This window comes from Sphingomicrobium clamense, assembly GCF_019264355.1.
In the GTDB taxonomy this organism is placed as follows: Bacteria; Pseudomonadota; Alphaproteobacteria; order Sphingomonadales; family Sphingomonadaceae; genus Sphingomicrobium; species Sphingomicrobium clamense.
Genome location: NZ_JAHVAH010000001.1, coordinates 295,696 through 314,941 on the forward strand (window position 1 = coordinate 295,696; position 19,246 = coordinate 314,941).

The 19,246-nt window shown below is 64.7% G+C and carries 18 protein-coding genes and 1 tRNA gene; 9 read left to right on the plus strand and 10 right to left on the minus strand.

Going from position 1 to position 19,246, the window contains the following annotated elements:
• Positions 1–51: 51 nt before the first annotated feature.
• Complete coding sequence (locus tag KTQ36_RS01435; RefSeq protein WP_218633770.1) at positions 52–1,272, plus strand: FAD-dependent monooxygenase; 1,221 nt, start codon at positions 52–54, stop codon at positions 1,270–1,272.
• On the opposite strand, the gene KTQ36_RS01440 is transcribed toward KTQ36_RS01435, so the two are convergent.
• Positions 1,249–1,635: a hypothetical protein gene (locus tag KTQ36_RS01440; protein ID WP_218631997.1), complete on the minus strand. Its 387-nt coding sequence runs from the start codon at positions 1,633–1,635 to the stop codon at positions 1,249–1,251. The genes KTQ36_RS01435 and KTQ36_RS01440 overlap by 24 nt on opposite strands.
• A gap of 84 nt (positions 1,636–1,719) precedes the next feature.
• Between KTQ36_RS01440 and galE the strand changes: the two genes are divergently transcribed.
• The gene (galE, locus tag KTQ36_RS01445) at positions 1,720–2,709 is read left to right on the plus strand and encodes a UDP-glucose 4-epimerase GalE (RefSeq protein WP_218631998.1); all 990 of its coding nucleotides are present in this window, start codon (positions 1,720–1,722) and stop codon (positions 2,707–2,709) included.
• A 1-nt stretch (position 2,710) separates the two neighbouring features.
• Here galE and KTQ36_RS01450 read toward each other — a convergent pair whose 3' ends face one another.
• Both KTQ36_RS01450 and KTQ36_RS01455 read right to left on the minus strand, forming a co-directional pair.
• The gene (locus tag KTQ36_RS01450) at positions 2,711–3,346 is read right to left on the minus strand and encodes an LON peptidase substrate-binding domain-containing protein (RefSeq protein ID WP_345777648.1); all 636 of its coding nucleotides are present in this window, start codon (positions 3,344–3,346) and stop codon (positions 2,711–2,713) included.
• Complete coding sequence (locus KTQ36_RS01455) at positions 3,343–4,281, minus strand: tetratricopeptide repeat protein (protein WP_255553950.1); 939 nt, start codon at positions 4,279–4,281, stop codon at positions 3,343–3,345. The genes KTQ36_RS01450 and KTQ36_RS01455 overlap by 4 nt, the downstream gene beginning before the upstream one ends.
• Before the next feature lie 132 nt (positions 4,282–4,413).
• Here KTQ36_RS01455 and KTQ36_RS01460 point away from each other — a divergent pair.
• From KTQ36_RS01460 to KTQ36_RS01480, 5 genes are all read left to right on the plus strand, one after another.
• A tRNA-Gly gene (locus KTQ36_RS01460) sits at positions 4,414–4,488 on the plus strand.
• A 418-nt stretch (positions 4,489–4,906) separates the two neighbouring features.
• On the plus strand, positions 4,907–5,884 hold the full coding sequence (locus tag KTQ36_RS01465; RefSeq protein ID WP_218631999.1) for a KpsF/GutQ family sugar-phosphate isomerase: 978 nt from the start codon (positions 4,907–4,909) through the stop codon (positions 5,882–5,884).
• A gap of 4 nt (positions 5,885–5,888) precedes the next feature.
• Positions 5,889–6,686 (plus strand): 3-deoxy-manno-octulosonate cytidylyltransferase, encoded by a 798-nt coding sequence (locus tag KTQ36_RS01470; RefSeq protein WP_218632000.1) that lies wholly within the window; start codon positions 5,889–5,891, stop codon positions 6,684–6,686.
• Entirely contained in the window at positions 6,676–7,518 is an 843-nt protein-coding gene (gene kdsA, locus KTQ36_RS01475) for a 3-deoxy-8-phosphooctulonate synthase (RefSeq protein WP_218632001.1), read from the plus strand. The genes KTQ36_RS01470 and kdsA overlap by 11 nt, the downstream gene beginning before the upstream one ends.
• Before the next feature lie 34 nt (positions 7,519–7,552).
• Positions 7,553–9,745, plus strand: coding sequence for a capsular polysaccharide biosynthesis protein (locus KTQ36_RS01480; protein WP_218632002.1), 2,193 nt, complete (start codon positions 7,553–7,555; stop codon positions 9,743–9,745).
• On the opposite strand, the gene KTQ36_RS01485 is transcribed toward KTQ36_RS01480, so the two are convergent.
• From KTQ36_RS01485 to KTQ36_RS01505, 5 genes are all read right to left on the minus strand, one after another.
• Complete coding sequence (locus KTQ36_RS01485; RefSeq protein ID WP_218632003.1) at positions 9,714–11,024, minus strand: capsular polysaccharide export protein, LipB/KpsS family; 1,311 nt, start codon at positions 11,022–11,024, stop codon at positions 9,714–9,716. The two genes, KTQ36_RS01480 and KTQ36_RS01485, sit on opposite strands and share 32 nt — an antisense overlap.
• Positions 11,025–11,090: 66 nt before the next feature.
• A complete protein-coding gene (locus KTQ36_RS01490; protein WP_218632004.1) occupies positions 11,091–12,809 on the minus strand; it encodes a polysaccharide biosynthesis/export family protein in 1,719 nt (572 codons plus the stop codon).
• 5 nt (positions 12,810–12,814) lie between these two features.
• Positions 12,815–13,981: a KpsE/RkpR family capsule polysaccharide export protein gene (locus KTQ36_RS01495; protein WP_218632005.1), complete on the minus strand. Its 1,167-nt coding sequence runs from the start codon at positions 13,979–13,981 to the stop codon at positions 12,815–12,817.
• 45 nt (positions 13,982–14,026) lie between these two features.
• Positions 14,027–14,692, minus strand: coding sequence for an ABC transporter ATP-binding protein (locus KTQ36_RS01500; protein ID WP_218632006.1), 666 nt, complete (start codon positions 14,690–14,692; stop codon positions 14,027–14,029).
• Entirely contained in the window at positions 14,689–15,471 is a 783-nt protein-coding gene (locus tag KTQ36_RS01505; RefSeq protein ID WP_218632007.1) for an ABC transporter permease, read from the minus strand. The genes KTQ36_RS01500 and KTQ36_RS01505 overlap by 4 nt, the downstream gene beginning before the upstream one ends.
• A 144-nt stretch (positions 15,472–15,615) precedes the next feature.
• Between KTQ36_RS01505 and KTQ36_RS01510 the strand changes: the two genes are divergently transcribed.
• Positions 15,616–16,644 (plus strand): phytanoyl-CoA dioxygenase family protein, encoded by a 1,029-nt coding sequence (locus KTQ36_RS01510; protein ID WP_218632008.1) that lies wholly within the window; start codon positions 15,616–15,618, stop codon positions 16,642–16,644.
• Positions 16,641–17,288, plus strand: a complete 648-nt coding sequence (locus KTQ36_RS01515) for an HAD family hydrolase (protein ID WP_218632009.1) — start codon at positions 16,641–16,643, stop codon at positions 17,286–17,288. The genes KTQ36_RS01510 and KTQ36_RS01515 overlap by 4 nt, the downstream gene beginning before the upstream one ends.
• Here KTQ36_RS01515 and trpA read toward each other — a convergent pair.
• Both trpA and trpB read right to left on the minus strand, forming a co-directional pair.
• Positions 17,220–18,047, minus strand: coding sequence for a tryptophan synthase subunit alpha (gene trpA / locus KTQ36_RS01520; protein ID WP_218632010.1), 828 nt, complete (start codon positions 18,045–18,047; stop codon positions 17,220–17,222). The genes KTQ36_RS01515 and trpA overlap by 69 nt on opposite strands.
• Positions 18,044–19,246, minus strand: a complete 1,203-nt coding sequence (gene trpB / locus KTQ36_RS01525; protein WP_218633773.1) for a tryptophan synthase subunit beta — start codon at positions 19,244–19,246, stop codon at positions 18,044–18,046. The genes trpA and trpB overlap by 4 nt, the downstream gene beginning before the upstream one ends.

Sequence of the window (19,246 nt, forward strand, 5' to 3'; positions counted from 1 at the left end):
GGGTCAAGCAAGCACTTGTTGTCACGCGCCCTCACGCGCTATCGCAGCCACATGAGTTCGACCGACGTCATCATCCTCGGCGGCGGCCTCGTGGGCCTCTCGCTCGCCGCCGCGCTCGACCATTCGGGGCTGGACAGCGTGGTCATCGACCCCGCCGACCCCACGACGCGCAACAATGCAAAGTTTGACGGGCGCACCAGCGCGGTGTCCTCCTCCTCGATGCGCATGTTCGACGTCATCGGGGTGAACGACCACCTGCCCGAACCCGGCTGCCCGATCCGCACCATCGAATCGAAGGAAGGGCTCAAGCCCGGCGGACTGGTCTTCGATCCCGCCGACGATGGCGAGCCGATGGGCTGGATGAACGAGAATCGCCATCTGCGCACCGCGCTCCTCAAGCGCGCCGAGGCGGGCAAGCGGATCGACCTTCGCTGGCAGCGCAAGCCGGTCGACGTGGTCCGCGACGAACATCGCGCGCAGGTCACGCTCGACGACGGCTCGGTGGTCACCGCGCCGCTGCTGGTCGGTGCCGAAGGACGAAATAGCCCCAGCCGCGAGGCCGCGGGCATTCGCATGGCGCGGTGGCAATATGACCACGCCGCGATTGTCACGACGGTGGTGCACGAATTGCCCCATGACGGCGTCGCCTATGAAATCTTCTATCCCGCCGGTCCCTTTGCGGTCCTGCCGATGACCGATCACGAGGACGGGCGGCACCGCTCGGCCATCGTTTGGTCGGTCCCGCGCGAGGATGCTGCGGGCTATCTCGCGTTGACCGACGAGGAATTCGCGGCCGAATGTCAGGGCGCGATGGGCGACATGCTCGGCAAGGTAGAGACGATCGCTCCGCGCTCGACCTATCCGCTCGGCTTCCACCATGCGGCGCGCATAACCGACACGCGGCTCGCGCTTGTCGGCGATGCCGCGCATGCGATCCACCCGATTGCGGGGCAGGGAGTCAATCTGGGCTATCGCGACGTCGCCGCACTCACGCAGGTGCTGGTCGAGGGCGCACGGCTGGGTCTTGACCTTGGCGACCGCCAGTTGCTCGACCGCTACCAGCGCTGGCGCGCGCTCGACGTGCTGTCGGTCGCGATGGCCACCGACGGCCTCACCCGCATCTACGGCGTCCCGGGCAAGCTCGCCTCGAAGGTCCGCCACTTCGGCATGGAGATGGTCGGCAAGATCGGCCCCTTGCGCGATCGCCTGATGAACGAAGCACGCGGAACGTCGGGAGACCTGCCGCTGCTATTGCGTGGCCTTTCGATTTAATCCGACGAGCGGTCTGAACGCGTCGCGATACCACCAGACCAGTACCAGAAATGCCGCGAACCACGAGGCGCCCCAGAAAAAGCTCGCGGTCAGCGTTGCGTGAAAAAGAAAGATCCAGATCACGGTTGGCGCGAGGATAGCGAGCCCGAGCGGGGCAGTGCGGGGTACCAGCAACAACAGCCCGCCGACGACAAAACTGGCTTGCGCCAGCTGCATCGAGAACGTCCCCCGGTTGGCATCGAGTAAGGCGAGCGCTGCGGGTTCGGTCGTCGGCGGTGGCGCAATGCCGAACAAGGGCGCGATGCCCCAAAATGCAAACCAGGCCCCAAAACCGAGACGAAGTAGCGTGATGACAATGCTCATGTTTTGTCCCCCTCTTTGCCGCCCACCATGCCGACACAAAAGCGTTTGGCAAGCTGCCCCCAATCTCGCATGGTCGAAAGGAAGATGAACAAGGTCCCTGTCCTCGTCACCGGCGGTGCCGGCTATATCGGCAGCCATGCGGTGCTGGCGCTGCGCGATGCGGGCTGGCCGGTTGCCGTCATCGACGATCTGTCGACCGGCTTCCGTACCGCGGTTCCCGATGACGTGCCCTTCTACGAAGGCGATGTCGCCGACGCCGAACTTCTCGCCCGCATCTTCGAAGAGCAAGGCACAGGCGCGATCATGCACTTCGCGGGCTCGGTGATCGTCCCCGAATCGATCGAGAAGCCGCTTCGCTATTACGAGAATAACAGCGCCAAGAGCCGCGCATTGCTCGAAGCTGCAGTCGAAGCCGGCATCCCGCATTTCGTGTTCAGCTCGACTGCTGCGGTCTATGGCAATTCCGACGCCGTGAAGGTCGACGAGGATGCGCCGACGCGCCCGGCCAATCCCTACGGCAATTCCAAGTTGATGACCGAGCTGATGCTTGCCGACGCCGCGCGCGCCTATCCGATCAACTTCTGTGCGCTGCGCTATTTCAATGTCGCCGGTGCGGACCCGCAGGGCCGCGTAGGCCAGCGCACCGAAGGCGCCACCCAGCTGATCAAGGTCGCGGTCGAGGCCGCCTCGGGACAGCGCGACCATGTCGAGATTTTCGGCACCGACTTCGACACGCCCGACGGCACCGGCGTGCGCGACTATATCCACGTCAGTGATCTGGTCGACGCGCACCTCCTCGCGCTCGAGGCACTGATCGGCCAGCCCGACCGCTCGATGATCCTCAATTGCGGCTATGGCCACGGCGCGTCGGTGCTCGAAGTCCTCGACGCGGTCGATCGCGCGACCAACGGCAAGATCGAGCGCCGCATCGCCGCACGTCGCGACGGCGATATCGCGGCACGCATCGCCGACAATCGGCGGATCGTAGAAACGCTCGGCTGGCAGCCAAAGCACGATGATCTTCAGGAAATCGTCAATCACGCGCTGGCGTGGGAGCGCAAGCGCCGCGGCTAGCCTATTGCAGCGTCTGGTCGGCCTCGGGCCCGCCGGGTGCCATGCGCTGGAATTGCATCAGCTGCACCAGCATGTCGGCACGCGGGCCTAGGGTCGGCGTCTCGAGCAGGGCTTGCTTGGCACCGATGTCGAACGGCGCGACCTGTGCGATTGCATTGACGAGCGTCTCGTCGTCGAGCTTGCCGACCGCTTCCCAGTCGACCGCCAGCCCCAGCGCATCGCCGAACGAGCGCGCCTCCTGCTCGACCGCACTGCGCTGCGCGATGCCCAGCGGATCGGGTTCGGCGGCGTCGTCATATTCGGCCAGGTCGACATCGGCGAGCCGATAGGCCTCGGGGCTCGGCGCCTCGCGGATCATGCGAAAGCGTGTCAGCCCCTGCAGCACGATATTGTACCGCCCGTCTTCCAGCTCCTCGACGCTGATGATTTCGCCCAGCCCGCCGACCTGGTGGAGCGGCGCGTCGTCGTCGAGACCTTGCGGCTGGACCATCGCGATCTTGCGATCCCCGTCGAGGGCGTGCGCGACCATGTCACGATAGCGCTCTTCGAAAATGTGGAGCGGCAGCTGGCTGCGCGGGAACAGCAACGCCCCGGCGAGCGGGAAGATTTTGACGCGTGCGGGCTCGGCACCCATCATGTGAAGAGGACCGAGGACAGCCGCCGACGCTGCGCACCCGACCAGGGGTCCTCGAGCCCGGAAGCCTCGATCAGCGACAGGAATTTCTGCCGCGCCGCACCGTCGTTCCATTCGCGATCGCGCTTGATGATCTCGAGCAACTGGTCCGCCGCACCATCGCGCTCGCCCTTGGCCATCAGCGCTTTGGCAAGCTCGAAGCGTGCCTCGTGATCGTCCTCGTTCGCTTCGATCCGCGCGATATAGGCCGACGCATCGACCGCCTCTTCGCCTTCGTCGGCAATCTCGAGCATCGCGCGCGCCTGCGCGATGGCAGGATCGTTCGCGATCTTCTCGTCGACTCCGTCCAACAGCGATTTCGCCTCGTCCTGCTGACCCGCGAGGATGAGCGCGCGCGCCATCCCGCCGACGATCGCCGGATTGCCGGGGTCCATACCCATCAGCTGGGTGAACATGGCGAGCGCTTGCTCCGCCTCGCCCGCGTCAAGCGTCGCGCCGGCCTGTTCGACCAGCGGCGCCAGTTCGGCCTCGCGGTCCTGCGCCTCACCCTTGATCGGCAACTGGCCGAGGATCTGGTCGAGCGCCTGGCCCAGCGCGGCGGGCGTGCGATACTGGCCGAGGTCGGCGACCGGCTGCCCCTGGAACAGGGCATAAACGGCGGGCACCGACTGGACCCGGAACTGCGCGGCGATGAACTTGTCGGTATCGACGTCGATCTTTCTCAAAACGACGCCCTTGTCGGCATAATCCGCGGCGACCTGCTCGAGGATCGGCGACAATTGCTTGCACGGCCCGCACCAATCGGCGGTGAATTGCAGGATGACGAGCTTGTCCATCGACGGCTGCAGCACGTCGGCTTCGAACTTGGCGATCGCGCTGCGATCGGCTTCACTCATCGTCAGGTCCTGCACGCGCCACTCCTTGTGTCTCAGAGCCATTCATATGGTCCGCTTCACGATAAGCACAAGTCACTCGGCAAAAAGGCCAATAAGGGGCTTGCGGGAATCACGACCCAACGCTATCTGCCCCTCCACCCGACCGGGTCCACGCCGATTCCGGTCCGCCAGTGAGCGGGCGTAGCTCAGGGGTAGAGCATCACCTTGCCAAGGTGAGGGTCGAGGGTTCGAATCCCTTCGCCCGCTCCATATTCTCCAGAACAGAAGTCGACCGCAGAACGCGGGAAGTCGGCACGTGTCGGTTACCATGCACTTCGTCTGGAGGCCGTTGATTAACCTAGTTTAATTAGCCTTTATCGAACCATGTTACCGTTCACGCCGAAAAATCGCTGGAATACAAGGTTCTAGGAGGGTATAGCGGCCCCGCTCGGAAAGATTGTGCGGTGCAATGGTGCCAAAAGGTGCCGGCACTGCGAAGCGCTAGGGGGCGTTCGCGGATCGAAAGACCTAGGATACCCGTCGTGCTCCGGCGAACGGCGCGCTTGTTGCGGGAAGGCAACAACACGTCGGGAAGGGTGACCAGTGCTGCAACCAAAGCGCGTACCATGCTTTGAGGGGCAGACAGATTTTTGCGAGCGGCTCGAGTGATGAAAGAGTGAGCTAGGTAATGAACGTTGAAAAGCTTAAGCTGCAAGTTGCCGACCGCGCCGCAATGCGCGAATCCGTGCGATCCATCTTCGTCAAGGAGGCCGAGGCCATCGAAGCGTTCGCGCGCGGAGGCCTCGATACGGTGTGCGCGGCGATCGAACTGATCGTCTCGCGCGACGGCTCGCTGATCGTGACCGGTGTCGGCAAGAGCGGCCATATCGGTCGCAAGATCGCCTCGACCTTCCGCTCGCTCGGCCGCCACGCGGTCTTCATGCATGCCGCCGAGAGCAGCCACGGCGATCTCGGCCTCATCGATCCCAACGGCGTTGTTTTGGCGCTATCCAATTCGGGCGAGACCGCAGAATTGGCGGACATGCTCGCTTATTGCCGCGCCCACGAAATTCCGGTCATCTCGGTGACCAGCAGCGCCGAAAGCACGCTTGCCGAGGCCTCCACCGTCTGCATCGCCTATGGCGAGCTGAGCGAGGTGTGCATCAACGGTCTCGCGCCGACGACGTCGACCACGCTGACGCTGGCCATCGGCGACGCGCTCGCGGTCGGGTTCAGCGACCTTGCGGGCGTCACTGCCGACGACTTCCGTCGCTATCACCCGGGCGGCAAGCTCGGTCAGCGACTGCGCAAGGTTGAGGACGTGATGCACACGGGTGATGCGCTCCCGCTGGTGTCCCCCGAGGCCAAGCTCGTCGACCTGACGTTGATCATGGCGGAAAAGGCACTGGGCTGCGCGCTCGTGACCGAGAATGGCAAGACGCTCGGCATCATCACCGACGGTGATATTCGTCGCCACGCTGCCGAGCTACACGACCTGAAGGCGATCGACATCATGTCGGTCAACCCGGTCACCGTCGATCGCGACATCACGCTGGAAAAGGCCGCGCTCGAGCTGAGCCAAGCAAAGGTCTCGGTCGGGATCGTGCAGGACAGCCTGATGCGCACCATCGGCGTGCTCCACATCCATCAGTGCGTCCTCGACTAAACAGGTGAGCGGGCCGGCGATCGTCATTCCGGCGCGCTACGCGTCGACCCGCTATCCCGGAAAACCCCTCGCGGAGCTGCGCGGCGCCGATGGCGTCGCCAAGAGCCTTGTCCGTCGTAGTTGGGAGGCGGCGATGGCCGTCGACGGGATTGCCTCGGTCCACGTAGCGACCGATGACGATCGCATCGCCGACCATGTCCGCGACTTTGGCGGCGAGGTCATCATGACCCCCGCCGAGTGCCGCAACGGCACCGAACGCTGCGCCGCCGCGCTCGATGCCTTCGACGACGAGCCCGAAATCGTCGTCAACCTGCAGGGCGACGCGCCGCTGACGCCCGCCTGGTTCGTCGAGGAGCTGGTCGCGGCCCTGCGCCAACGGTCCGATGTCGACATGGCCACGCCTGTACTGCGCGCGGATCACGATCATTGGACCGCGCTGGTCGAGGATCGTCGCGCAGGTCGCGTGGGCGGTACGACGGCGGTCTTCGATGCCACCGGCCGTGCACTCTATTTCTCGAAAGAAGTCATCCCGTTCCTCGCGCCCGACGCTGCTTCGGCGATGACGCAGCTTCCGGTCTTCCACCATGTCGGGGTTTATGCCTATCGGCCCGACACGCTTCGCGCCTATGGGCAATGGCCCGTCGGGCCACTAGAGAGCCAGGAAGGCCTGGAGCAATTGCGTTTCCTCGAGCAGGGACGCGCTGTCCTGTGCGTCGAAACCGACGCGCGAGGCAGGACGTTCTGGGAATTGAACAACCCTGAAGACATCGAAAAGATCGAAGCCGCGCTCCATGCCCCGTGATCCCCTCCTGAACAGCCGCTCCATCCGCATCGGTGACATCGACGTTGGCAACGATTTGCCCTTCGTGTTGCTCATGGGGCCATGCCAGATCGAGGGGCGCGACCATGCGCTGATGATGGCGGAGAAGATTGCCGAGGCCTGCACGACCAACGGGCGGCGCTTCATCTACAAGTCGAGCTACGACAAGGCCAACCGCTCCTCGATCGACACCGCGCGCGGCGTCGGCATGGATGAGGGGCTCAGGATCCTCGAGGAGATCCGAGACACGTTCGGTTGTCCGGTGCTGACCGACGTCCACGCCGCCGACCAGTGCGCGCCGGTCGCCGAAGTCGTCGACGTGCTCCAGATCCCCGCCTTCCTGTGCCGCCAGACCGACCTGCTGGTGGCGGCGGCGAAGACCGGGAAGGCAATCAACGTCAAGAAGGGCCAGTTCCTCGCGCCGGCGGACATGTGGAACGTCGCCAACAAGATTATCGCCAGCGGCAACGACCGCGTGATGCTGTGCGAGCGCGGGGCAAGCTTCGGCTACAATACGCTGGTCAGCGATTTTCGCGCCATTCCGATTATGGCGGAGACCGGCTGCCCGGTCGTGTTCGATGCGACCCATTCGGTGCAGCAGCCCGGCGGGCAGGGGACGACCTCGGGCGGCCAGCGCCAGTTCGTCGAGACGCTCGCGCGCGCGGCGGTCGCGATCGGCGTCGCGGCACTCTTCATGGAAACCCATCAGGACCCCGACAATGCCCCGTCGGACGGACCCAACATGGTCCCGGTCGACCAGATGCAGGGGCTGCTCGAGCGGCTGGGCCGGATCGAAGAGGCGGCTGCCGGTTGATCTCGGCCCCGCCTCCGCGCCAAATGGCGCCCGCATGGACGACAAGACGACAATGAACGCGCTGGCGAGCGGCGGCGGCCCCAAGGCCTTCCTCGGCAATCCGCGCGCCTATTTCGCCGACTCGCGCCATGCCCCGCTCGTCTGGCTCAGCTATGTGCTTCCCGGCCGTAGCCCGGTGCAGTCATGGGCTCGCGCCGCCGACCGATCCGCGCCCGCTGGCGCACGAGACGACCGCTTTCCGGACGTAGGCGCCGACACGCCCGTCACGCCGTCGCGCAAGCTCAGCATCAAGCCTTCGCTCGCCGCCTTCCTCGGCCAATGGCCGCGCTGGGCCTGGGCGCGCGAAGTGGCAGTGGGCGACCTCGTCATTGGCTGGGGCTACCGCAAGTCGGGGCGCAAGGCCGTGTCAGTGGCGAAACGCAAGGGCGCTCGCCATCTCCTGATCGAGGACGGCTTCCTGCGCTCGGTCGATCGCGACGGTGCCGAGATCGGCATCGCGCTCGACCAGGACGGCATCTACTACGATGCAAGCTCCAATAGCCGCCTGTTCGACCTCATCCGAAAGCCTCTATCTGCCGAGGAGCGGGAACGCGCTGCTTCGCTGGCAACCCGATGGCGCAAACTCGGCCTCTCTAAATATAATGGCGGTCGACCCTATGACGGCCCCCTTCCCGACCGTTTCGTGCTCGTGATCGACCAGGTGCAGGGCGACCTGTCGATCCGTCACGGGCGTGCCGACCAGAAGTCGTTCGAGGCGATGCTTGCCGCCGCGCTCGAACACGATCCGGACGTCGACGTCGTGCTTAAGGCGCACCCCGACGCCACCGGGAAACCGCGCAAGAGCCATTTCGATCTTGCCCGCCTGTCGACCAACCCGCGTATCCACATGATCGCCGACCACAGCCACGTCGCCAGCCTGATCGAGCGCGCCGAGGCGGTCTTCACGGTCACCTCGCAAGTTGGCTTCGAGGTGCTGATGCATGGCAAGCCGGTCCACGTTTTCGGCATGCCCTTCTACGCCGGATGGGGGCTTACCTCCGACGCGCTTAACTGGGACGGCCGCGTCGACGTCCCACTCGAACAGCTCGTACACGCCGCGCTCATCGACTATCCGCGCTACTGGCATCCGGTTCGCCAGCAAGAGATCGAGGCCGAGAGCGCGATGGACCTTGTCGGTGCCAATATCGCGCTACGTCGCCAGCAGCCCGCCATCGTCTTCGCCATGGGCTTTTCCCGCTGGAAGCGACCCTTCATCGCGGACTTCCTGCAAGGCAGCACCGTCCGCTTCGTCGCAAGCGCAAAGGAGATTCCCGAAGGCGCCACCTTGATCTTGTGGGGCCGGAAACCCGCACCACAGGATCGCGACGACCTCAACATCCTGCGGATCGAAGACGGCTTCCTGCGCTCGTCGGGGCTCGGCGCGAACCTAGTCCGCCCGCTGTCGCTCGTGCTCGACGATGTCGGCATCTACTACGATGCCAGCACGCCCTCGCGGCTCGAGCAGGTGTTGCAGCACAGCGACTATGACGACGAACAGCGCGAGCGCGCCGCAAACCTTCGCCGCTCGATCATCGATGCGCGGCTCAACAAGTATAATCTCGGTGGCACCGCCTGGCGCCGGCCCGATGGCGACCGCAAGGTCGTGCTCGTCGTCGGCCAGGTCGAAGGCGACGCCTCAATTCGCTTCGGCTCACCCGACGTGCGCACCAATGCCGAACTGCTCAAGCGGGTGCGTGCCGAACATCCAGACGACTATATCGTCTACAAGCCGCACCCTGACGTGCTGGCCGGTCTTCGCCAGCAGGGCACCGATTTCACCGCCCCGGACCTGCCCTATGACGAGCTGATCGAACATGCCGATCCCGTCGCCTTGCTCGAGACGGTCGATCACGTCCACACCATGACCTCCCTGATGGGGTTCGAGGCGCTGCTGCGCGGCGTAAAGGTCACCTGCCACGGGCTCCCCTTCTACGCCGGATGGGGCCTGACCGACGACCGCATCGACTGTCCGCGACGCACGGCGCAGCGCACGCTCGACGAGCTCGTCCATGCCACGTTGATCGACTATCCGCGCTATTTCAGTCCGCGCGGCCGGATGTTCGCTTCGCCCGAAGATATCCTCGTCGAACTGGCTGACCTTGCCGGCGGCCGCCCCGCCCAGCGGTCGCTACCGCGCAGGGCGTTCAATTTCGTGGTTACGCGCTGGGTGAAATGGCGCGATCGCTAGCGTCGCTCGCGCTATCGGCCGCGGTCGCCCGCTCGATGACCTTCTCGGCAATGGCTGCCGCTGCGATCTTCGACCCGCGCGATCCATAATAATCGCCCGGCGCCAGCGCCTCGCGCGCCAGAAATTGTTCGTAGCGTCGACGCGTGGCCTCGTCGGCGACCCACTGGTCGACCATGAACGCCTCGATATCGCCCTCGTCCTGCCCGCACTGGACCAGCGCGGGATTGCGGAACACGGCCTCGCCCATCACCAGCAGCGGCGTCCCGTGATGGATCGCAGTCATCCCGCTGGTCGAATTGATGACGATCATGCCCTTGGAATGGATGGCCAGCTGCGCGATCGACCCGGAGTGAAGGATCGAGACCCGCTCGCTCACCCCATGCGCCTCGGCGATCTCTCGGATCCGGTTCTCGCGCGACCGCGCATGACCGTCGAGCGGATGGAGCTTGAAGACGAGCCGCGACGCTGTTCCCGTCTTCGCAAAGCTGCGGATGGTCGCATCTACCAGCCGTTCGATGTTCCAGCCGCGCGCCGCTGCGCCCATCTGGCTGTCGCTGGGCATCTGCAGCGGGATGAGGAAATAATCCTTGTCCAACCCCTCGGTGAGGCGCTGGATGATCCCCGCTTCGGAAATCTTGCTCCCGACCAGCCGCAGCACGTTGCGCAGCCAGAACAGCCCCTCGGGCACGACGCTGCGCAGCGGGCGATGGATCAGCGGCTCGTCGCTCTTGGGCGTGAACAGGATCCGGTGTCCGTAATAGAGGAAGCCGTAGAGGCTCATGATCCTAAAGCTCGACCCGAGATTGGCCGATGCGGGCGCGGCAATCTCTTCCTCGGGCTCGGGGACCAACCCGCATACGGGCGACAGGTCGTTATTGCCGCCCACCTCGCAGGTCACGAAGCCCGAGCGCAGATAGCCTTCCTCGAGCGAGACGATCTCGATCCCCTCGCGCGCGGCGACTTCGCGGGCGATGCGGTGGGCAGGTCGCTTGGCGCCGAACAGGATGATGGCGTCGGGCCGTTCCTCGGCGAAGCGAGTTTCCAGCCATTCGTGCCAGGCTTCGACGCTGCCGGTAAAGCGGACCGTGTTGCGGCGCGGTCCGAACAGCTTGTCGCCGCTGTTGAACAACACACGTGTGACGTCGGCACCGCGCGCCTCGAGCGCCTGCTGCAAGCGGCTGAAAAACGGACCGACGGGGCCCTGCAAGAGCAGGATCCGCGGTGACCGTTCCGCGACATGCAAACTGGCTTGGTCAGTCAGTTGACGAACGATGGCCAAGACCCGCGATTCCCTTCGAAAGCACTACTTGATGCATGTTTAGCGCCAAAATTAGCGTTTGTCTGCCTAAAGTCCCAACACCACGCCGGCGCTCACTGCAACTTGATAAAGGATTTGCGTCAGCTCCTTGAAGATCTGGCGTCCCTTGCTGTCAACTTCGGGCATGACCATGATCTCGTCGCCCGCGTTGATATAGCGCGCGCGCTTGGCCTTTCCTTCGGCGATGGTGAAGCTGCCGTCCTGGTGCGCGATAATGACGCGGCGGGCGCTCGCCTTGTTGGTATAACCCCCTGCCTGCCTGACATAATCGTCGACATCGTAGCTGTCGTTATAGGCGATGGCGTTGGGGAACATGACCTCCCCGTTGACGAGCACGAGCCCGTCGCGCGCGGGGATGTAGATGATATCTCCATTCTCGAGCAGAAGGTCGTCGCGCGCGTCCGACTTGGCAATCAACACGCGGCCCTTTGGCTCGACCTCGCGCGCCCGTTCGACGAATTGCAGCAGCAATTCGGCCTCTTCGGCGCGAAGCCGCGCCTCCTCGGCTGTGCCCGAGCGGCCGGTCAGCGCCGCCTTCTCGAGCGCGAGCAGCGAGGTCTCGAGTGCTTCGGCCTGGCGCTCCTTCACGCTGACGCGGAACAGCTGGACGTTCCAGTAGGCCGAGCGCTCGGTATACTGGATCAGCGACAACACGTCTCCCATCCGGCTGCCATAGGGCAGGACGAATTCCTGCGGGCTGTCATGCTCGCCTTCGACCCGAACCGTGATCGTGCCTGGCCGCTTGTCGGCGGTGAAGGCGACCTGGTCGCCATTGCCCAGTGCGATCGCGGGCGCTTCGCCCAGCGGATAATAGTCGACGTTGCGTATCGTGCCGGTGTTGCGCGTCACGCGAACATGGGTCGCGCCCGGCTTGGGGCGGGCATATTCCGCGATTTGCGAGAGCGAGATTTCGGGACCGATAAATTCGAAAATGTTCGGATTTTCCGCCATTCCCGTCACGTCGACCATGCTGTTGCGCGGCGCGACGAAGATCACGTCGCCATTGCCCAGCTGCACTTGCGGCAGGTTTCCGTAGAGCAGGAAGTCGTAAAGGTTGATCCGCGCACGGGTCATTCCGCCACGCTTGATCTCGATCTCGAGGAACGAGCCGCGCTCGGGATCCACGCCGCCGGCCTGGTCGAGATAATGGAGCACCGAATCCATGCTGGTGCCTGCATAGGCGCCGGGCCGGTTGACGAAGCCGCCGACGAATACGCGGACCGGCTGCGCTTCGGCGAGCGCGGCATAGACCTGGACGTTCGAGCGGAAGGTGCCGCTGACCGCCTGTTCGACGACCGGCTGGAGGTCGGCATTGCGGACGCCCAGCAGGCGGATCGGGCCGACATTGGGCAGGAAGATATTGCCCTGCGCATCGACGGTCAGCGCGCTCTCGTAATTATAGCCACCCCACAGGCGCACGTTGACGGTATCGCCGACATTGATCGCATAGTCGGCGTTGAAGTCCGCGGCGGCCTCCCGCGCGAACGCGCCGGTGAAAAGCTGCGACCCGAACACCCGGCTTGCCTCGTTCGCGGCATAGTCTGCGGCCTGCGGCGCTTCGACGGGCACGATGACGGGTTCGTCCTGCGTCGTCGGAACCTCGGTCGGGGCTGTGGGCGTGGTTTCCTGCTGCGGCCGTTCGAATCCGAACAGCGGCAGGCCCGAATCCTGGGCGGAGGCAGGCGCGGAGGCGAAAGACGCCGCCACCAGCGCGCAGGCCATGAATAGGGAGGAGAGGATCTTCATATGACTTAGTCCCGATGGTCCCGAATGATCATCACCAGCAATTGCAACACGCCGGCGATGAGGAAAGCGAGGATGATGGTGACGAGCGAATTGCGCAGGCGGTCCGGAAGTTCCGCTTCGTCGGGCAGGTTGGGCTGCTGGATGACCGAGAGGGTCTTGATCGTGCGCGTGCTTTCGACCTGACCCTTCTCGAGCGCAGCGAGCGCGGTGCGATACAGTTCCTCGGCGAACTTGGCATCCGCCTCGAGGATCGCGAACTGCTCCATCGTGGTGTTGAGCGTCCCGCCGCGCGGACCCGCGAGGCGACTATTCTGCGTCGCGATCTGGCGGTCGATAGCGGCGATCTGCCGACGCAATTCGACCAGGATTGGATGATCGTCGACCAGGAAGGCGCTCTGCGAGGCCAATTGCACCTGCAGTTCGCTCTTGCGCGCCTCGAGCTGGGCGATGACCGTTGCCACCGTTTGTGCCTGCGCCTCGGGCGAGGCGATGCGCTCGCGGTTCTGGAAGGATATGACGGCTTGGCGGGCTTCGCGTGCCCGCGCTTCAAGCGCGTCGACCTGGCCGCGGAGGAACTCGACCTGCTCCTGCGCCAGCTGGTTGGCCGAGCTGTTCATGAACGACGCGCCTTCCTCGACCATGGTCGTGGTCATGGCTTCGGCCATCTCTGGATTGAACGCCTGCGCGCGCACGACGAGGACGCCGGCATATTCGTCGAATTCGACGGTCACGCGATCCTGGTAATATTCGTAGAGATCGTTTCGGCTATTGGCGAAGGCCAGCCGCGAGAAGGGATCGATCGACCATTGCGAATAATGGTCTTCGAGCGACAGCTGGTCTTCCAGCTTGGTCATCATGTCGCGTGAGAGGAGATGCTCGCGCATCATCAGCTGGTCCGACCGGTTGCCGGTCATGTCACCCAGGAGCAGCGCGCCGAGATCGGGCGCGGCGGTGGCGGCAAGGTCGGTCTTTTGCACCACCACGCGCGCCTCGGACACGTAGCGGTCTGACGCGATCGCCAGCCAGTAGAAGGTGCTCACCAGCGAGAAGACGAAGGCCGCCGCCATCAGCGGCTGGCGACGCAATCGCGACCAGAATTCGATCGCACGAGTCCGGGCGCTCGCAACGCCTCGCGACGCGCGCGAGCGGCCATCCTCTATTCGGGTGGTCATCCCCTGTTGCCCTTCCGCATTCATACTTGCTCGAACCCTAACCGATTACTTGTGCAATGTCGCGTCATACGCCTTGAGCGCATCGTCGATGTCGTCGTGCCAATAGGCGTTGCCGTCCTGGATCAAAATCCCGGAATCGCAAAATTCGCGCAATTGTCCCTCGCTGTGCGAGACCATGATGAGCCCCGCCTTGCCGACCATGGCGCGAAAACGCTCGCCGGCCTTGCGGCGAAAACCCGTGTCGCCGACCGAGGTGATCTCGTCCGACAGGTAGACGTCGAATTCGAATGCCAGCGACATGGCGAATTTGATGCGCGCCTTCATGCCGTCCGAATAGGTCTTCACCGGCTCGTCGAAATTGTCGCCGACATTGGTGAATTCCTTGATTTCCTCGAGGATTCGCTCCGAATCATGCTCGCGCCCCTGCACGCGGCACACGAACTGCGCGTTCTGCCGTCCGGTCAGCGATCCCTGCAGCCCGCCACCGAAGCCGACGGGCCAAGATACGCGTGCGTCGCGCACGACCTGGCCCTCGGTCGGGCGGTCCGACCCGGCGATCAGGCGCAGCAGCGTCGACTTGCCTGCCCCGTTGCGCCCGATGATGCCGACATTGGCATTGGTCGGAATCTCGAAATTCAGATTGCGGAACACCCATTTGGGTTTGCCCGTGCGCGAGGGATAGGCCTTCCCAAGATTCTCGACCCGGATCATTGCGCGAACACCTTGCGCGTGAAGCGACGATAAAGAAGCAACGCCGCGACGAAGAATCCGAGCACCCACAGGTAGAGATAGGCAAGATCGGTCTCGGGCGGCGCGTGATAGAAGGAGGCGAAGGCCGAGCGCGCGCTTTCCAACCCGTGCGGGATCGGGTTGATCATCAGATAGGCGCGATACTGCGGCGGCACGATCATCAGCGGCAGGATCACACCCGAAAGCAGGTAAAGCGGAAGGAAGATGATCGCGATGATCTTGTGCACTTCCTTGGCCAGCTCGGCGACCACTGCGACCAGCAGGCCGAGCCCTGCTCCAAGCAGCCACAGGCCCGCCATCGCCACGATGAAGGTCAGCGGATCGTCGGGGATGACGTTCCAGCCGTAGAGCCACAGGCCGGTCGCCGCGACGAACAGCGTCGCGAGCATGATCAGCCCCTCGAGAATGCCGCGGATCATCACCGTGTCGAACGGAATGACCTGGCGATAGGTGAACAGCGCGCGATTGGAATCGATAGCCTGGCTCATCTGCGCTGCCGTGCGCCGGAAGGTGAAGAATCCGACCAGACCGATCACCAGCCAGGGCACGATATCGATGCCGCCGATTTCGCGCTGACGGATCACCGCGAACAGGAAAGTCAGGAAGGCGAGGTGCGCCAGCGGCTCGACCAGCAGCCACACCCAGGCCGCGCGCGTCCCGAACAGGCGCACGGTCGCCTCGCGCAGGAAAAGCGCTTTCCAGACGTGACGCGTGATCTGCAGGGGACTGCGTTCGCTCATGCCGCTGTTCGGAATTTCCTCTGTTGGACGAAGGAGTTGGCGGCCATTACAGCGCGTCCATCGACTTTGCCATGATGAAATCCCCCAACGCGATTTCGCTTGAACACTGTGTGAATAGCGCCAACCTACGTCAAGTTCGACCTGATGACTATTTTTCGCTCTTTTGCGCGCGCCGCCAAGTCGGTTTTGTACGCGCCGGCCATCCTGACGGGGGCAAGCGCGCTCGATGGCGCAGGTCCGGTGGCGTCCAAGCGATTGAACAAGGCCGGATTGCACCGCTGGCGGGTCGCGCAGGCTGCGCGCCTGACGGCTTCGCGTCGTCGCCACATGGAAAGCAAGGTCCGCCCCGAATGGCGTGAGCAGTTCGCGCGCGACGGGTTCGTGGTGGTCGAGAATGCGATTGCTGAAGGCGAATTTGCCGCGCTACGCGATGCGATTCTGTCGCGCAGATGGGACGTGCGCGACATGGTGCAGGGCGACACGATCACGCGCCGAGCCGCCATCGACCCCGCCATGCTCGATTCCCTCCCGGCTCTCGACCGCCTGCTGCGCGCCGACTGGTTCCGCTGGCTGCTCCGCTACGTCTCCAGCTTCGACGTCGAACCGCTCTACTATCTCCAGTCGATCCTCAAGCGCGGCGACGGCACGCCCGACCCGCAGGTCAAACCCCATGCCGACACCTTCCACAGTTCGATGAAGGCTTGGCTGTTTCTCGAGGATGTCGCGGCGGGCGATGGCGCCTTCAGCTATGTCCGCGGCTCGCACCGGCTGACGCCCGAACGGCTTGCCTGGCATCACGAGGTCGCGACCTCGCTTGAGGAGCGCGACCGCCTCACCCGCCGCGGATCGTTTCGCGCCAGCGCCGAGGATTTGCGCCGGATGGGGCTGGGCGAACCCGAGGAGCTGGCGGTCAAGGCCAACACGTTGGTCGTCGCCGACACGTTCGGATTCCATGCGCGCGGCCCCTCCGGCCCCGACCTCACCCGCGTGGAAATCTGGGCCTATAGCCGCCGCAACCCCTTCCTCCCCTGGCTCGGCGGTGATCCGCTCAGCGTCCGCCCCATCGCACCGCGCCGCGTCGGCTGGCTTTGGAAGCTGCGCGATCGCTTTCCCAAGCAACTCAAGCAACCGTGGAAGCCCGTCGGGCGCAAACGGATGACCGACCTGCCATGACGTTCGACGCGGTATTCGACATGGACGGCACGCTGGTCGACAGCGCGGGCCAGTGCGAGGCGATCATCGACGCCATGCGCGCCGACCGCGGCCTCGACCGACCCGTCCCAATCGCGCTGTGCCGCCAATATGCGGGGATCAAGGGGGAGGTCATGGTGCCCGCCTTGCTCGGCGAGGCCGCGCGCGACCCGGTCGCCGACGTCGCCGAGTTTCGCGATCGTTATGCCGCGATGAAGACCACGCCCGACGCGCTCTATCCCGGCGTGATCGACGGGCTCGAGCGGCTACGCGACGCGAACATTCGCCTCACCATCTGCTCGGCCAAGCCACATCGGCTGGTCGAGCGCGTGACCGAAGATACCGGCCTCGCGCGCTTCTTCGCTGGCATGCTCGGCGGCGACCGGGGCGCCTGCAAGCCCGATCCCGCCCATTACGACGCCACCCTCGCGCTGGTCGGCGGCACGCGAGCACGCTCTCTCCTCGTCGGCGACAGCGTCAGCGATCACCGCCTCGCCGCCAATGCCAGCGTGACCTTCCTGTTCGTCACTTACGGCTATTCGCGGCCGGAGGAGGAGCTATCGGGCGACATAGAGGCAGGCGACTTCGCCACCGCCGTTGCCGCGATCAAGCGACTGGCCGGATAGCTCGGACACTTTTTCCCGCACCGCCGCGACCGGATCGTCCGCTTTTGCCGCTGCATCGACGATGGCCGAGCCGCTGATCGCGCCGGCCGCGCCGCTGTCGAAGGCGGCTTCGACCTGCGGCCGGGTGGAGATGCCGAAGCCGAGCACGGGCGGGGGTGCACCCAGCGCCTCCAACCGGCGGAACAGGCCCTCATGCTCCAGCTCCATGTCGCTTTTCGCTCCCGTCACGCCCTTGCGCGCGACGCAATAGGTGTAGCCGCGGCCATGTTTCGCGAGAATCGCCAGCGCCTCATCGCTGGTGTTGGGCGCGGCGATGAGCACCGGGTCGATGCCCGCTGCCGCGATCGACGAGGCGTAGGGCGCGATCTCGACCGACGGGATGTCTGCGATCAGCAGGCTGTCCACCCCCGCCGACTTCAGTTCGCCCGCGAACTGTCCCGTGCCGCGCGCGATCACGATATTGGCGTAGGTGAGGATTCCCACGGGAATGTCCGCATGTTTCTTCCGGAAATCGGCGAGCAGCTTGAGGCAATCGTCGGTGCGCACGCCTTCCGCCAACGCACGGACGCTTGCGGCCTGGATGACGGGACCGTCGGCGACGGGGTCGCTGAAGGGAATGCCGACCTCGAGGAAGTCCGCGCCGCCCTCGACTGCCGCATCGAGCATCTTTGCCGACGTCTCCAGATCGGGATCGCCGATCATCAGGAAGGCGCCGAACGCGCGGCGGGTGCGCGCGAACATCGCGTCATATCGGTTCACTTCAGCAGCTCCCGCGCCTGGGCCTGGCTTTGACCTGCTCCCAGCAGGTCTCGGGCCTGCGCCATATCCTTATCGCCCCGCCCCGACAGGTTGACGAGGATAATGCGCTCCTCGCCTGCGGATTCCGATTCCTGGGCCAGCACCAGTGCATGCGCGATGGCGTGCGCGCTTTCGAAGGCGGGAATGATCCCTTCGCTCTTCGCCAGCGTTTGGAAGGCGTCGAGTGCGGCCTTGTCCTCGACCGCGACATAGGTCGCGCGGCCGCTCGCCATCAGATGCGCATGTTCGGGACCGACGGCGGGATAGTCGAGCCCGGCCGACACCGAATGGCTGTCGACCACCTGCCCATCCTCGTCCTGCAGCAGCATCGTCTCCGACCCGTGGAGGATACCGCGCCGTCCGCGCGATAGCGTAGCGCCATGGGCATGCTCGCCCTTGCCGCCCGCTTCGCAGCCGATCAGTTCGACCGTGTCGTCGGGGACGAAATCGGTGAAGATGCCGATCGCGTTCGATCCGCCGCCGACACAGGCCACGACCTGATCTGGGAGACGGCCTTCTTCCTCCAGGATCTGTTCGCGCGCTTCCTTGCCGATGACGCGCTGATAATCGCGCACGAGCCTCGGAAAGGGGTGGGGGCCGGCGACCGTGCCGAGCAAATAATGCGTGTTTTCGAAACTGCCGGTCCAGTCGCGCAGCGCCTCGTTGACCGCATCCTTCAGCGTTTTGCCGCCACTTTCGACCGGGATCACCTCGGCACCCATCAGCTCCATCCGAAAGACGTTGAGCGCCTGCCGCTCGACATCCTCAGCGCCCATGTAGATGCGCGTCTCGAGCTGCATCAGCGCGCCGGCGATGGCGGTGGCGACGCCATGCTGTCCCGCGCCGGTCTCCGCGATCAGACGCGTCTTACCCATCCGTTTGGCGAGCAGCGCTTGCGCGAGCACCTGGTTGGTTTTGTGCGCGCCGCCATGAAGCAGGTCCTCACGCTTCAGGTAGATACGCACCTTGTCGCTGCCGAGGTTGCGGCAGCGGGTCAGCGGGGTCGGGCGCCCGGCATATTTGGTGAGCAGTTCGTCGAGCTCGCGATGAAACTCGTCATCGTCCTGCGCCTCGACGAAGGCCGCCTCGAGCTGTTCGAGCGCGGGGAGCAGGATTTCGGGCACGAAGGCGCCGCCAAAATCCCCGAAACGGGTGTCCAT